The organism is Allobosea sp. NPDC055594 (assembly GCF_053618995.1).
The window spans coordinates 206,291-220,680 of record NZ_JBSHIO010000001.1; the positions used below are offsets into that span (position 1 = coordinate 206,291).

The 14,390-nt window shown below is 68.1% G+C and carries 11 protein-coding genes; 5 read left to right on the forward strand and 6 right to left on the reverse strand.

The window, feature by feature from the left end:
- Positions 1 to 26: 26 nt before the first annotated feature.
- The 3 genes from ACWGRX_RS01000 to ACWGRX_RS01010 form a co-directional block, all read right to left on the reverse strand.
- The gene (locus ACWGRX_RS01000; protein ID WP_452116059.1) at positions 27 to 257 is read right to left on the reverse strand and encodes a hypothetical protein; all 231 of its coding nucleotides are present in this window, start codon (positions 255 to 257) and stop codon (positions 27 to 29) included.
- Between the two features lie 221 nt (positions 258 to 478).
- Positions 479 to 1,144 (reverse strand): thiaminase II, encoded by a 666-nt coding sequence (gene tenA, locus ACWGRX_RS01005; RefSeq protein ID WP_291645588.1) that lies wholly within the window; start codon positions 1,142 to 1,144, stop codon positions 479 to 481.
- 95 nt (positions 1,145 to 1,239) lie between these two features.
- Positions 1,240 to 2,154 (reverse strand): MerR family transcriptional regulator, encoded by a 915-nt coding sequence (locus ACWGRX_RS01010; protein ID WP_452116060.1) that lies wholly within the window; start codon positions 2,152 to 2,154, stop codon positions 1,240 to 1,242.
- Positions 2,155 to 2,340: 186 nt separating this feature from the next.
- Here ACWGRX_RS01010 and ACWGRX_RS01015 point away from each other — a divergent pair, with 186 nt between their 5' ends.
- From ACWGRX_RS01015 to ACWGRX_RS01035, 5 genes are all read left to right on the forward strand, one after another.
- Positions 2,341 to 3,600 (forward strand): GGDEF domain-containing protein, encoded by a 1,260-nt coding sequence (locus ACWGRX_RS01015; RefSeq protein ID WP_452116061.1) that lies wholly within the window; start codon positions 2,341 to 2,343, stop codon positions 3,598 to 3,600.
- A 93-nt stretch (positions 3,601 to 3,693) separates the two neighbouring features.
- Positions 3,694 to 4,662, forward strand: coding sequence for a Gfo/Idh/MocA family protein (locus ACWGRX_RS01020; protein ID WP_452116062.1), 969 nt, complete (start codon positions 3,694 to 3,696; stop codon positions 4,660 to 4,662).
- 71 nt (positions 4,663 to 4,733) lie between these two features.
- Positions 4,734 to 5,300 carry an ImmA/IrrE family metallo-endopeptidase gene (locus ACWGRX_RS01025; protein WP_452116063.1) on the forward strand — a complete coding sequence of 189 codons (567 nt, stop codon included), beginning with the start codon at positions 4,734 to 4,736 and terminating at the stop codon, positions 5,298 to 5,300.
- Between the two features lie 66 nt (positions 5,301 to 5,366).
- Entirely contained in the window at positions 5,367 to 6,557 is a 1,191-nt protein-coding gene (locus tag ACWGRX_RS01030; protein ID WP_452116064.1) for a pyridoxal phosphate-dependent aminotransferase, read from the forward strand.
- Between the two features lie 108 nt (positions 6,558 to 6,665).
- On the forward strand, positions 6,666 to 8,894 hold the full coding sequence (locus tag ACWGRX_RS01035) for a mechanosensitive ion channel family protein (RefSeq protein ID WP_452116065.1): 2,229 nt from the start codon (positions 6,666 to 6,668) through the stop codon (positions 8,892 to 8,894).
- 12 nt (positions 8,895 to 8,906) lie between these two features.
- On the opposite strand, the gene ACWGRX_RS01040 is transcribed toward ACWGRX_RS01035, so the two are convergent.
- The 3 genes from ACWGRX_RS01040 to ACWGRX_RS01050 form a co-directional block, all read right to left on the reverse strand.
- Entirely contained in the window at positions 8,907 to 9,272 is a 366-nt protein-coding gene (locus tag ACWGRX_RS01040) for a hypothetical protein (RefSeq protein ID WP_452116066.1), read from the reverse strand.
- An 86-nt stretch (positions 9,273 to 9,358) separates the two neighbouring features.
- Positions 9,359 to 10,297, reverse strand: a complete 939-nt coding sequence (locus tag ACWGRX_RS01045) for a cell wall hydrolase (protein ID WP_452116067.1) — start codon at positions 10,295 to 10,297, stop codon at positions 9,359 to 9,361.
- 655 nt (positions 10,298 to 10,952) lie between these two features.
- A complete protein-coding gene (locus tag ACWGRX_RS01050; RefSeq protein ID WP_452116068.1) occupies positions 10,953 to 13,802 on the reverse strand; it encodes an Rne/Rng family ribonuclease in 2,850 nt (949 codons plus the stop codon).
- Positions 13,803 to 14,390 lie beyond the last annotated feature (588 nt).

Sequence of the window (14,390 nt, forward strand, 5' to 3'; positions counted from 1 at the left end):
GGGCCGGTGCTCGCTCTATGGGGAGGTCAGGCGGCCTCGAGATGGCCGATGCCGTCCACCAGCATGTTGCAGCCGCGGCTGGCGAGGCCCCACTGGCGGGTGACGACACCGGTCGCGGTGGTCAGGACGCCGCCCGTGGTAAGGGCGATGCCCAGGATCTTCTGGCCGAGGCCGGCGCCGGCCACGGTGTCGAGCTCGTCATCGGTCAGGGCGATGGAGGTGTCGCGGGCGGTGTCGAAGGCGTTGGTGGCGGTCATGCTCGGTTTCCTCTCGCTTCCGGCCGGCGACTGCTTCGTCCGGCCTGGTGAGAGGCATTTGACCGCCCTGCGCTTACAGGCACCTTACAGCTCGCGGGCGGTGTCGGCGGGCGTGCGATCTTCCTTGTCGGACGCGTTTGCGGAGGAGCGAGCGCAGCGGTGGTCCGGGGCTCGCCCTTGGCGTGACGCGCGGCCGGGCAGGGGAACCCCGGCCGAGAATGTCACCTCGCCCCGTCCAGCCCCATCTGCCAGAAATCGGCTTCCAGCCGCGAGGCCTTGCCGAACAGTGCCGCGAGGTCGGCGAAGCGGCGTTCGGTCATGGCACGGGCGGCGAGCTCGTCGAGATGGCGGCGGGCATCGCGGGCGATGCTCTGGAAGGCCTCGCCGGCATATTCGCCGATCCATTCGCGATAGGGGTGGTTTTCGAGCGCCGGGCCGATCTCGGCGGCGAGTCGGGCGCCGATTTCGGCATAGCCGATGACACAGGGGGCGAGTGCGACATGCAGGTCGAGCAGGTCGCCGGACTGGCCGCAATCGAGCACATAGCGGGTGTAGGCGACCGTCGCCTGGTGCTCCGGCGCCGCTTCGAGCTCCTCCGGCGACAGGCCCCAGCGGCCGCAGAGCCGGACATGCAGCTCCATTTCGAGGTCGAGGATCGCCGAGAGGCCGGCCTTGGCCGCCCTCATGTCGGCGAGCGTCCGGCTCTTATAGGTGGCGAGCGCATAGGCGCGCGCGAACTGGATCAGGAAGAGATAGTCCTGGGTGAGATAGGTCCGGAACGCCGCCTGCGGCAGCGAGCCTTCGCCCATCTGCCGCACGAAATCATGCTCGACATAAGTTGCCCAGTCTGCGGCGGCGGCAACTTTCAGCCTGTCGAAAATATCCATGTCGGCACCTCGTTTCCGGAGACGGAATCGCGCGCAGTCATAGCCAGCGCGCGGGCGCCACGGAAGCGCTGCGCCGGACGGGCCGCCTTGCGCGACTACAGCCTGAGCGCGGTCAACGCCTCGTTGATCCACCACCATTCGCGCCCGGGCGCCGCCTCGCCGCGCAGGATCGCGAGCAGCTGCTGGTAGCGCAGCGATCGGTCATGGTGGCGACGGTACTGGTCGAGATGCCAGGTGCGGAAGGCTTCGTCCGGCTGGCGCTTCATCGCCTTGGCCGAGGCGTCCAGCCAATCGCGCGCAATGGACAGGCCGGTCACGGAGCTTGGAGCCTCGTCCTTCGCCATCGCCAGGCGGATGCTGGCAAGGATCCGCCCGGCGGCGGCATGATAGGCGGCCGGATCGAAATCCGCCGTCCACATCGAGGCGGAATCCGTTCTGGCGCTGGCGATGAGGGCCGGGTCGCTCAACATTGCCCGCAGTTCGGCGAAGGCGTCGATCTGCTCCGGCGAAGGGTCTTCCGGCAGCTCCGGGGTTCCGGCAGCCAGGGCTTCGCGCTTCCATTCGGGGCTGATCCCGTCCCCGGTGACCTCCTCGAAGAAGCGCTCGGTCAGGGCGCGCATATCGGCATTGGACAGCAAGGTCATGGTCCATAATCTCCTGATGTCGTCCGGGGAGGGCTCGGGGTGGCGCAGCGCGGCGCGCAGGGTCGCGGCGATGCGCCGCTTGCCGGCGATTTCTGCTTCGAGGGCCGACAGGCGCAGCGCCAGCAGTTCGACGAGCGAGGTCTTGCGCGCGAGCATGCCGCGGATCGCGGCGAGACTGGCGCCCATGGCACGCAGCGCCTGGATCAGTTCGAGCCGCGCCGCATCGGCATCCGAATAGACGCGGTAGTTCGCCATGGTCCGGCTGGCCGGCGGCAGCAGCCCCTTGTCGGAATAGAAGCGGATGCGTCGCACCGGCACGCCGCTGAGCCGGGAGAGTTCGCCGATCGTGTAGCGTTCGTCAGTCATGGCGATGTCGTAGCGTCTCCATCTGATGGAGGGTCAAGCGCTGCGCATCACTCGCCATGCAATGGTTCGAATGCGCGGCAAATGCGCAAGCGCTCCGAAACCTTCCGAGCCGAAATCGCGGGGGGCAGCCCGTTCGCCCGGCCGTCGTCAAGGTCCCTTTAGCTTGTCGTCGCCAGGATCGCGCAGGTGTCCAGCTTGCGAAAAAATCCCGATTTTGAGGCAGGCCCCCCGGCTGCGGAGGGGGCGACGGCGGAGCGGCCCGCCCAGGGGCGGCGCATCGACGGCCTGCATTTCGAGCCCAGGCTGGAGCGCGAATACCGGCTGCATATGCGCGCCGATCAGCGTACCAGCACGCTGGTCTGCCTGATCACGGCGCTGGGTATCTGGCTGATCTTCATCGGTCTCGATCTCTCGCGGCTCGACGGCTGGGCCGCGCTGGCCGAGGGCGACCACGAGGTCGCGCTCGCCATCCTGCTGCGGTTGGCGACGCTCGGGGTGCTGCTGATCCAGATCAGCATGCTGGCGACGCAGCGCCTGCCGCGCGCCTATCACCGGCTGTCGATGCTGGCCCTCGCTCTGATCGGGGCGACCAGCACCTTCATCGCCAACATGTTCAAGCTGCGCGGGCTGCCCCAGGCCGACATCGCGCAGCTCGTCATCATCGCGGCGGTCTTCCTGCCGGTCGGTCTGACCTTCCTCCAGAGCTCCGGTGTCGCGCTCTTCATCGCCCTGTTCACCACGGCGCTCGGCTTCGTGATGCTGAGCGTGCCGGCTCATCTGAGCGAGCATGTCCGGCTTTCGATCCTCTTGTTCTTCGCCGTCTTCGTCGGTGGCGTCGGCGCCTGGCTGCGCGAGCGCGCCCAGCGCGACCAGTTCCTGCTGCGGCGCCTGCTGCAGGACCATGCCATGTCGGACCCGCTCACCGGCATCGCCAATCGCCGCGGCTTCGAGCAGCAGGCCGCCATGGCGCTGGAGCAGGCACGGCTCGATCAGGTCGCGGTGATGTTCGCCATCCTGGATGTCGACCATTTCAAGCGCTACAACGACCATTATGGCCATCATGCCGGCGACGAGACGCTCCGGCTGATCGCGCGCACCATCGCCGAGGCCGGTTGGCGGCCGCTGGACATAGCCGGGCGACTCGGCGGCGAGGAGTTCGGCCTGCTGCTCTATGACGCCGTGCCGGAAGAGAGCGTTCCGCGTCTCCAGGAACTCGTCGCGGCGATCGCGCAACTCGGGATCGAGCATGCGGCGTCGCCGACCGCCGACCATGTCACGGTGAGCCTCGGCGCGACGCTGTTCGACGGGCGCGAAAGCACGGCCGACCTGTACCGACGCGCCGATGCGGCGCTCTATGCTGCCAAGGCGCTCGGGCGCAATCGCGGCGAGTACATTCCCGCCGATGGAGCGGATGCGCTGGCCGCGGAGAGGCGTCGCTGGGCCTGAGGGCCCGTCTTGCGCGCCGGTCTTGCGCGGATGCGCCTGTCTCGCAGCGCCTGAGGCTGCTATGCGGAGCGCCCGCGATCAATGAGGCCTTCCATGTCAGCTCCTGTTTCCATCGGCATCATCGGCGCCGGCATCATGGGCGAGCGCATGCTGCGCGCCGTGCTCGACCAGTCGCCCGATCTCGTCCGCGCCGCCGGCATCTGGGACCCGGCGGCCGAGGCGATGGGGCGAATTGGCAAGGAGCTGCCGCAGGTCGCGAGGCTGGACAGCGCTGATTCGGTGATCGCGGCCAGCGACTGTGTCTATATCGCTTCGCCGCCTTCCTCCCATCTCGGCCATGCCCGCGCGGCGCTCGATGCCGGGCGCAGCATTTTCTGCGAGAAGCCGCTCGCCGTCGACCTCGCCGATGCCCGCGCCTTCGTCGCCGAAGCCGGCGGTCGCGGTGCGGTGAACTTCCCCTTCGCCTCTTCGCCGGCCGTCGCGACGCTGGCGGACTGGATCGCGAAGAGCGAACTCGGCACGCTCCGCAAGGTCTCGATCGAGGTCGCCTTCGCGCGCTGGCCGCGCCCCTGGCAGGCTGATGCCGCCGGCTGGCTCGATCGGCGCGAGCAGGGCGGCTTCACCCGCGAGGTCGTCTCGCATTTCCTGTTCCTGAGCCGCCGCCTGCTCGGCCCGCTGCACGGGCTGAAAGCGAGCGCGAGTTTCCCGGAAGCCGGCCGTTCGGAGCGCGCCATTGCGGCGACGATGCTAGCGGGCGACCTGCCGCTGACGCTGAAGGGCGGCGTCGGCACGACGGCCAAGGACGACCACAACATCTGGCTGCTGGAAGGCGACAAGGGGGCGGTACGGCTCTGCGACTGGTCGCTGGCCGAGCGACGCCTGCCGGACGGCTCCTGGCAGCGCGCCCCCGACGCGCTGTCGCAGCTCGAGGCGAGGCCGGTCGCGCTGAAGCGCCAGCTCGAAGGCGTCGCCCGGCTGACCCGCGGCGAACCGCACCAGGTCGCGACCCTTCGGGAGGCACTCGACGTACAGGAGATCGTCGAGGCTATCCTGGCGAGCTGAGGCGTTCCGCACGGTTCGTTGAGCCGTCGCGGCACGAGCGCTATGATGGGCCGGCCTCCGGAGGCTCGTCCATGCGCCATGCCTTCCTGACCGACGAGCAGATCGATGCGCGTGCCCTGGCGCATCGACGCGGGCTCGGCTTTCGCGACGACAGGGCCATCGACTTTGCCAGGCTGATGGCCCGGCTGAAGGCGCGCTATCCGAATTTCACCTATGAGCGCGTCGGCGATGACGGCCTCGGCGAGGCCGAGGCGCAATGGGATTCGCAGACCAAGCGCCTGCTGATAGCGGACACCGTGTTCGAGGGCGCGGAGCGCGGCGAGGGCAGGGCGCTGATGGCGGTGGCGCACGCCGTAGGCCACGCCTTGCTCGGCCATCAAGGCACGTTCAATCGCAGCCCTTCCGGCAGTCCAGCGGAGCGCTTCTCGCCGAAGCTGCGGTCGATGGAATACCAGGCTCGGCGCTATGCCGCCGCCTTCCTGATCCCCGACACGCCGGCTGTGCGGGCGCTGGACGCGACAGGGCTGAGCCGGCGCTACCATGTCAGCATGAGCGCCGCGATCGTCCGGCACAGCGAGTTGCGCTCGGGCGAGAGTGCCACTGTTTCGTCTTCGCGGCCGGGCGGGGCGGCGGGCTGAGCCGCTTGCGATCCGCGCGCCGGCGGGGCATGGCTCGGCGCAACGCCAATCTCTTCGAGGCCACGCATGACCATTCTAGCATCCGGCGCGCCGCTGGCGCCGAAGCCCGCCGCGCGGGCGGAAGCCGTCGCCCCCTTCATCGTCATGGACGTGATGAATGCCGCCGAGGCGATCGAACGGCGGGGCGGCTCGGTGGTACATATGGAGGTCGGACAGCCTTCGGCGCCGACGCCGGCGAGCATCAGGGCGGCCACGGCGCGGGCGCTCGACGACGGGCGCATCGGCTATACGCAGGCGCTCGGCATCGGCTCGCTGCGCGCCCGCATCGCCCGGCATTATCGCGAGGCCTATGACGTCGAGGTCCCGGCCGAGCGCGTGATCGTCACCACGGGGTCGTCCGGCGGCTTCATCCTTTCCTTCCTCGCCTGCTTCGAGCCGGGCGCGCGTATCGCGATCACGGCGCCGGGCTATCCGGCCTATCGCAACATTCTGATTGCGCTCGGGCTGGAGCCGGTCGCGATTCCGGTCGGGCCAGAGACGCGCTATGCGCTGACGCCCGAGCTGATTGCCAAGGCTCATGCCGAGGCGCCGCTCGCCGGCGTGCTGACGATGAGCCCGGCCAATCCGACCGGCGTGGTGATGACGCCGGAGGCGATCGCCGCGGTCGCGGCCGAATGCCGGCGGCTCGGGCTCTGGTACATCTCCGACGAGATCTATCACGGCCTGACCTATGACCAGCCGGCGACGACGGCGCTTGCCGCCGATCAGGATGCGATCGTCGTCAACTCCTTCTCCAAGTACTACTGCATGACCGGCTGGCGCGTCGGCTGGCTGGTGGTGCCGGAGCGGCTGGTGCGGACGATCGAGCGATTGCAGCAGAATCTCTCGATCTCGGTGCCGATGCTGAGCCAGGTCGCGGGCGAGGCGGCCTTCGACGCGACCGTCGAATGCGAGGCGATCAAGGAAGGCTATGCCGCCAACCGCGCCTATCTGCTCAAGGCGCTGCCGGAGATCGGGCTCGGCGACTTCCTGCCGGTCGATGGCGCCTTCTACATCTATCTCGACATCGGAAAATACTCGAACGATTCCATGAGTTTCTGCCGCGACGCTCTTGAGCAGGCCGGGGTCGCGATTACGCCGGGACTGGATTTCGACGAAGGGCGTGGCGCGCGCACGGTGCGGCTGTCCTTCGCGGGATCGCTGGCGGAGTGCGAGGATGCGGTGGCCCGGCTCGGGCGCTGGCTGAAGACACGTTGATCGCGCTCGCCTAGATGCTTGCCAATCCGGGCCGAGCGGCAGCAATCTGAGCTTACGAGGCAGGGGGACGGAATGCGTCGGAAGTGGATCGGTCCGAGGTTGGCCGCAATGCGCTGGTTCCTGCTGGCGATGATGGCTCTGGCGTTCGCCGGGCCCGCGACGGCGCAGACAAAGGACGCGCCGGCTGAGCCGCTGACCCTGACGCTGCGCGGCGACGAGGCCCCCGAGACGGTCCGCAAGCTCGTCGATGCGCTTTCGGCCGGCGGACGCCGGGTCGAGGTCCGGATCGGTGGGGTACCGGCCGAGGCGCCGGCGCCCGCCGAACCGGCGGGGAAGGCAGCCAAAGCGCCCAAGCCGCCTCCCGCACCGTCGCTTGCCGAGACGACGGACACCCAGGCCGAGGCCCTGGTCGACTATTTCGTCTCGGGTCTCGACTATGGCCGCGCGGCGATTCCGAGCGTCCGCTTCCTGCCGGGGGACTGGCTGCGGAGCTGGTCGCTGAACCGCAATGCTTCGCCGACGACGCGTCTCTTCGTTTCGCTCGCCCTGGCGCTTGGCATCGCCCTGCTGTTCCGCTTCGCCACGGCAAGATGGTTCGCAGCCCGCATGCGGCCCCGGGCAGAGTATTTCACGGCGAGGCTGATCGCTTCCGGCTTCGGCCTGCTGCAGGATCTGCTGACGATCGCGCTCGGTCTGGTGGTGGCGCGGCTCGCCGGCAGCTACTGGCTGCCTTCGGACGATCTTGCAGCCCATGCCCTGCGCGGGATCACCAATGGTACGGCTGTCGGGGCAGCCTATATCGCCACCGGACGATTCCTGCTCGCTCCGGGCGAGCCCGAGCGCCGGCTGATGCCGTTGCCACGGGCGGAGCGGCATTTCCGCCTGCTCTGCGTCTATGCCGTGATCGTGCCGATCTTCATCGTCGCCGCGCTGCTGGCGCAGCGGGTTTCCGGTGGGCCTGAGCCGGTCGCCGGGCTGGTGACGCTCAGCGGCTTCGTGCTCGCCGCCTACAAGGTCTGGTGGTTCGTCGACGCGCGGTACGACCTGACCGCGCTCGTCCTCAGCGGCAGCGCGGAGCCCAGTCACGGTCGCAGGCTGTTGGCGCAGGCGATGCCCTGGATCTATGTCGCGATCGCGGTCGTGCTCTGGATGATCGGCCGCGCGGCGGCGATGATGCCGAATGGCGGCCGTTGGACCGAGGCGGCCGAGCTGACGCAGATCATCGTCGTGCTGGCGCCGATCCTCTCGGTCGGGGTCAACAGCCTCTTGACTTGCCGGCAGGCGCGCCGCGCCGCCATCGCCAAGCCGACGCCGCTGGCACAGGCCCTCGGCCATGCCGTGCGCGCGGCCGCCGGCGGCGTGATGTGGGCCGGCGGCTTCTATCTGGTGGCACGCATCTGGGTTGGCCTGCTTTTCGGCATGAGCTCCGGCCAGTTCGGCCAGGTCTCCCGCCAGTTCGCCAGCATCGCCGTGCTGGCGTTCGTCGGCTGGGTCGTGATGGTCTTCCTGCGCGGCTTCTTCGACGCCTATGCGCCGCGTCCGCGCTCCACCGGTCCCGTCGACGAGGACGTGATGCCGGAGGACAATACGCCGTCGCGGCTGGCGACGGTGATGCCGGTGCTGCGCGGCGTCGTGCTGACGGCGGTGATCGGCCTGACCATCCTGGTGCTCCTGTCGCGCCTCGGTGTCGATATCGGGCCGCTGCTGGCCGGTTTCGGCATCCTCGGTCTCGCCATTTCCTTCGGCTCGCAGGCGCTGGTGCGCGACATCGTCTCCGGCTTCTTCTTCATGCTGGAGGATGCCTTCCGCGTCGGCGAATATGTCGATACCGGGCGCCTCAAGGGCACGGTCGAGAAGATTTCACTGCGTTCGATGCAGTTGCGCCATCAGAGCGGGCAGATCCACACCGTTCCGTTCGGGCAGGTGCAGTCGCTGACCAACGCCAGCCGCGACTGGGCGACGGTGAAGTTCAATGTCCGGCTCGATCACTCCGCCGATATCGAGAAGGCGCGCAAGACGATCAAGAAGGTCGGTCTCGCTCTGCTGGAGGACCCGGAATTCGGGCCGCATTTCATCGCCCAGCTCAAGATGCAGGGCGTCGCCGACATCACGGATGCGGCGATCGTGATCCGGCTGAAGTTCACCTCCAAGCCGACCCAGGCTTCGATGCTGCAGCGCGAGGCCCTGAAGCGGGTCTATCGCGGCCTGCTTGAGGCGGAGGTGCCCTTCGCCTCGACCGCGGTGACGGTACGCGAGGGCGGCGGCAAGGGGGCCGCTGGGGCGGCTGCGATCACGGCGGTGCCGCCGCCATCCCCCCTCGCGCCGGCGGCGGAATAGAGCTCGGCCGGATCAGCGGCCGATCTCGAGCAGGAAGAAGAAACCGAAGCCGATCACCGTCAGCAGTACGCCGAAGCCGGCAGCCAGCCGTGCTGCCGAAAGCTGGCGGCTGAGGAGCGTGCGCTGCTCGGCCCGCTCGCTGGCGTGCTCGGGACCGTGCTTGCGGAACTGGCTGGCATAGAGATCCGGCGTCATCTGCGGGCCGATCGGCAGATTGCCTTCGAGCTCGAAGCGCACCGCGACGAACAGCACGAAGAGGCCGAGCAGGCCGACGCCGAACCAGCCGATCGCTTGCAAGGCGAGCCATGCGAGCCCGACAAGGCCGGCGAGGCACAGAGCCGAGAAGATCAGGCGTTCGGGACTGCGTGGCGGCGGCATAGCGGCTCCGCATGCTGAGGGAGTCCGCGGCCAGTTCCGCATTCCGGCGCCGTCAGGTCAAGATCGGTGCCGTCGGGGCCGTCGCGTCATGACGCCCGTGCAACCTTGCTCCGCTGCTCGCTGTAGAAGATGTGCCGGCCGATCCTGTCCATTTTCTTCATTTTCGCCGCCCAGCGGGGCGACACATAATCGGCATGGTAATGCGTCGCCGCGGCGACGTCCGTGAGATAGACCCGGCCTTCGTAGACGTCGCGTGCGATGCGCTCGGCCGCCAGCCAGGATGCGGGCTCCGTGATCCTCAGCGACTTGCCCTCGCAGGCGAAAGTGAACTGGCAGGCGAGCTTGCGGTGGCGGTTCTGGTAGACGACGCCGCATACAGAGGTCGGATAGATCCCGCTCTTGACGCGGTTGAGCACGACCTGGGCGACGGCGGCGCGACCCTCTTCCGGTTCCGAGCGCGCCTCGAAATAGACCGCTTCGGCGAGGCAGCGCTGCTCGCGCGCCATATCCTCGGCGTTGATCAGCCCGGCATAGAGCTGTCGCGGTTGCTGCTCCTTTCCACCCGTCGGCGTCGACGACGCGGCAGCATGGGCGGTGCGCTCGTCCATCGGCGTCGCCGAGCCTTGCGCCGCGGCTTGAGCCACCATCGGAGTCGCTCCGTCGCCGGTCGGTGGCGCTATCGTCGGCGGCGGCAAGGGGGCCGGCGGATCGGATTCGGTTCTTTGCTCGCCTCGTGGCTGCGGGAGAATGTCGTGCAACGGGCTCCGATGCTCTTCGCCCTTGAGCGCGTCGAAGGATAGGCTCGCGGTGGTCAGCGCAGTCGTGAGATCGGGCTTGCCGAACAGACCGGTCTCGCCGGCATCGACACCGATCAGATGAATCGGCTTACCGGGAAAGGGAAGCAGGTCGCGGTCGATGCCGAGCGGCATTGCGGGGACGGCAGGCAGCGTGGCCGTGGCGGTCTTCGCGGGCAGCGCGACAAAAGCCGCGAGCGCGAGCGACGCCGCCGGGGCGAGGCGCTTCATGGGGAACTCCGGGATCGGGGACAGGCCGAGCCTTTGCCGCGCCCAAGGACGGCGGCAGGATCAGCGGCTCTCTTGACCTGGTCTGTTCGAGGCTTGGGCCGGGGCGCCTGGCGCTTCACCGACCGCGATGAGACGAGCGACCACGCGCCTTGCCGCGCGGCCGTTCTGCGTTCTTGCCGACTGACACTCAGGAGCGCCGCGGATCTGCGATGGGTCGCAGATGGTTCATCGCGGCTGGACCGGGGTAGGCAGTGCGCTCTCGCGCGTCGTCACTCGCAAGCAGTACGGTGACGTAGGCGGGGGACGACCATCTCTCTCGCGATAAGCGGAAAGCAGGTCGTCAGAGAAGCGGCTGCGCTAGCGGTGCGCAATCCAGAGTAGTCAAATGTAAACCCGAAATTCCTTGTAGCGGCTTCTTTGGTCGTTACTTTACGTCAATATTGCTTTTCCTTCTTCGTCTCATTTTTCATGATGATCTACCCTCGCTATGGGGATCGAGTTCGGCGACTTTGTGGCCGTTGCAGATTATTAACGCTTTTCCCGGCGGCGAATTGTCCCATCGGTGCCCTCCGATGGCGGCCCGGTTTCGGGTGTGTCGGGCCTGCTCTCCCGACGGTCATGAAAAAAGCCCGCTGCGGTTGCAGCGGGCTCCTGGTCACTTGCGGCCGGCGAGGCGGTTCCACCAGCCACCGCGCTTCGGGCGATCCGGATCGGGCGGGGTCAGGACCACCGCGACCGGCTCCTCTGCGACGCGCGGTTCTGGCGCGGGCTCCTCGGCCACGGTTTCGACAACCGGTTCGGCTGCGGCCGGGACCGGGACTTCGGGCTCCGCCGCCGGGGCTGCAGGTGCTTCTGGCGCAGCGGCTGCTTCCGGGGTGGCGCCGTCCTCGGTGATCGGGACGACCTTCTTGCGGGCGCGGCTGCGCTTGGGCTTTTCGGCCGGGGCGGCGGCCTCGGCCACTGCCTCGGGCGCGCTCTCGGCCTTGATGGCCTCGGCGGCTTCCGCCGTCTCGGTCACAGGAGCCTCGGCAGCGACAGCCTCGGCCTCGGCCTTCTTGCTGCGTCCGCCGCGACGGCCGCGACGCGGCTTGGCTTCGGCCTCGACCGGTTCTTCGGCCACGGCTTCGACGACGGGCGCCGGGGTCTCCGCGACGGTTTCGATGGTCTCGACGATTTCGACGGCAGGCTCGGATGAGCCCTCGGCTTCCTCGCCGGCCTCATCGTCATCGCCCTGACTATCGCCGGCCTCGTCGTCGCCGCCCTCGAGGTGCTGACCCTCGCCGTCACGCTCGCCGCCACGGCGGCGGCGACGGCGGCGACGGCGCTTGCGGCCACCCTCGCCACGGCCTTCCTCGCCTTCGCCATTGGCCGAACGCGGTCCGGCCTCGGCCTCGCCGCTTTCCTCGCTCTCCGCCTCGAGATCGAGGACCTCGTCCTCCTCGGGTTCCTCGACGATCGCCTCGGCGCGCATGCTGCTGACCGGGATCACGCGGTTCTCGTTGCCGACGAATTCGCCGCGCTCGACCTCGAAATAGCGCGTGCCGAGCAGGGCGGCATCGGCCGAGACGATGATCGCGATGTTGAAGCGCTCCTCCAGATCGCGCAGATGGGCGCGCTTCTGGTTGAGCACATAGAGCGCGACCTCGGGCCGGGTGCGGACCTCGAGATTATGCGAAGCGCTCTTGATCAGGGCTTCTTCGAGGGCGCGCAGGATCTGCAGCGCGATCGAAGGCGTCGAGCGGACGAGGCCGGCGCCGGCGCAGTGCGGGCAAGGCACGGAGGAACTCTCGAGCACGCCGGTGCGGATGCGCTGGCGCGACATCTCCAGCAGACCGAAGGCCGAGATCCGGCCGACCTGGATGCGGGCGCGGTCGTTTTTCAGGCAGTCCTTGAGCTTCTTCTCGACGGCGCGGTTGTTGCGGTTCTCCTCCATGTCGATGAAATCGATCACGATGAGGCCGGCAAGGTCGCGCAGGCGCAGCTGGCGGGAGATCTCCTCCGCCGCTTCGAGATTGGTCTTGAGGGCAGTGTCCTCGATATTGTGCTCACGGGTCGAGCGCCCGGAGTTGATGTCGATCGCGACCAGCGCCTCGGTCTGGTTGATGACGATGTAGCCGCCGGACTTCAGCGTCACGGTGTTTGAGAACATCGCGTCGAGCTGGCTCTCGACGCCGAAGGCGGCGAAAAGCGGGGTCTGCTCGCGATAGGCCTTCACGCTCTTGGCATGGCTCGGCATGAGCATGCGCATGAAATCCTTGGCCTCGCGATAGGCCGCTTCGCCGGCGACGTGAACCTCGTCGATGTCCTTGTTGTAGAGATCGCGGATCGAGCGCTTGACGAGGTTGCCTTCCTCATAGACCAGCGCCGGCGCGACGGAGCCGAGCGTCAGTTCGCGCACGCTCTCCCACATCCGCATCAGATATTCGTAGTCGCGCTTGATCTCGACCTTGGTGCGCGAGGCGCCGGCCGTGCGCAGGATGATGCCCATCCCCTCGGGAACCTCGAGCTCCTGGGCGATCTCCTTCAGGCGCTTGCGGTCCTCGGCATTGGTGATCTTGCGCGAGATGCCGCCGCCCTTGCCGGTGTTCGGCATCAGCACGGAATAGCGGCCGGCGAGCGAGAGATAGGTGGTGAGGGCGGCGCCCTTGTTGCCGCGCTCCTCCTTGACGACCTGGACCAGGATGATCTGGCGGCGCTTGATCACCTCCTGGATCTTGTACTGGCGGCGCGAATGGCGCGGGCGCTCCGGCATGTCGTCCAGCGCATCGCCGCCGCCGAGCTGCTCGGGCTCGTCCTGGTGGTCGTCGCCACCATTGTCGTCATTGCTGCTGTCGTCTCCGCCGTTCTCGTCCTGGCCGCTCTCATCCTGGCCGGACTCGTCGCCGCTCTCGGAGGGGGCGCGCGCTTCCTGGGCCTCAGGCTCGCCGGTGGTCTCGAAGGTCAGCGGCGCGGCGTTCTCGACGACGCTCTCGCTGTCGGACTCGGCGACGGCGGGGGCAAAGTACTCACCGAAGGCCGGAGCGCCTTCGTTGACCATCGCGGCTTCCTTGCCGTCGGTCTCGACATGCTCGGCTTCGCCCTGACCGTTCTCGGCCTGGACCTCGGCGCTGACGGTCTCGTCGCCATTGCTGGCGCGCTTGGCGCGCCCGTCACGGCGGCCGCGGTCGCGGCGGCCGCGCTTCTCGCGCCGCTCCTCGTCGCGTTCCTCCTCGCGCTCGGCGCGCTCTTCCTCGGCGAGCAGCGCCTGCCGGTCAGCGACCGGGATCTGGTAGTAGTCGGGGTGGATTTCGGAGAAGGCGAGGAAGCCGTGGCGGTTGCCGCCGTACTCGACGAAGGCAGCCTGGAGCGACGGTTCGACCCGCGTCACCTTCGCCAGATAGATATTGCCGCGCAGCGGCTTTCGGCTGGCGGACTCGAAATCGAATTCCTCAATGCGGGAACCGCGGGACACCACGACCCGGGTCTCTTCCGGGTGGGTGGCGTCGATCAGCATCTTGTTGGCCATAGGACAGGTCCATCTGCGCGGCAGCCTTTGGTACCCGCCGGGCTGCGGAATTGAATCCGCTGCCGCGGGCAGGGGCGCCGCGCGTCGGCCGGCTCGCGCCGGCATGTTGCAGGGAAGAAAAATCAGCCAAGGAGGGATAGCGGAGGCGAGCGGCGGAACGGGCAGAAAGCCCGTCGCAACCGGAAAGGTCTCGACGAAACACCGAAATGGGAAGCGGCGTCGTATGCCCCGACATCTTACCTTTGACCTGCAGCGCACCCGCCGCAAGGCGAAGCGCACCGCGTTGACACGCTCGCGGAATGCCGAACCCGGCGTCGATTTCTGCCTGACGCCGGCCCGTCCGCGGACGATCTGTTGCTGGCCGCCTTCGCGCCGATCCTGATCGCTTCAAGCGATCGGGCCGGTTGGCTTTTTCGTCGGGCGTCAACGGGTTATTGCGACCCTGCTGCGCGCGGCGGAAGCCATCACGATGCGACCGACTCCATTACAGACAGCTTGCCATATTTGGCAAGGGAGAACGCGCCGGGACAAGAAATCGGCCGGTTTCCGGTGCAGGCTCGCCGTGGTAACCGATTGTCAACGGATCGC

Coding starts and splice junctions, on each gene's coding strand:
- ACWGRX_RS01040 (WP_452116066.1), bottom strand. CDS start 9,272: ATGCCGCCGCCACGCAGTCCCGAACGCCTGATCTTCTCGGCTCTGTGC.
- ACWGRX_RS01025 (WP_452116063.1), top strand. CDS start 4,734: ATGCGCCATGCCTTCCTGACCGACGAGCAGATCGATGCGCGTGCCCTG.
- ACWGRX_RS01030 (WP_452116064.1), top strand. CDS start 5,367: ATGACCATTCTAGCATCCGGCGCGCCGCTGGCGCCGAAGCCCGCCGCG.
- ACWGRX_RS01010 (WP_452116060.1), bottom strand. CDS start 2,154: ATGACTGACGAACGCTACACGATCGGCGAACTCTCCCGGCTCAGCGGC.
- ACWGRX_RS01045 (WP_452116067.1), bottom strand. CDS start 10,297: ATGAAGCGCCTCGCCCCGGCGGCGTCGCTCGCGCTCGCGGCTTTTGTC.
- ACWGRX_RS01035 (WP_452116065.1), top strand. CDS start 6,666: ATGCGCTGGTTCCTGCTGGCGATGATGGCTCTGGCGTTCGCCGGGCCC.
- ACWGRX_RS01020 (WP_452116062.1), top strand. CDS start 3,694: ATGTCAGCTCCTGTTTCCATCGGCATCATCGGCGCCGGCATCATGGGC.
- tenA (WP_291645588.1), bottom strand. CDS start 1,144: ATGGATATTTTCGACAGGCTGAAAGTTGCCGCCGCCGCAGACTGGGCA.
- ACWGRX_RS01050 (WP_452116068.1), bottom strand. CDS start 13,802: ATGGCCAACAAGATGCTGATCGACGCCACCCACCCGGAAGAGACCCGG.
- ACWGRX_RS01000 (WP_452116059.1), bottom strand. CDS start 257: ATGACCGCCACCAACGCCTTCGACACCGCCCGCGACACCTCCATCGCC.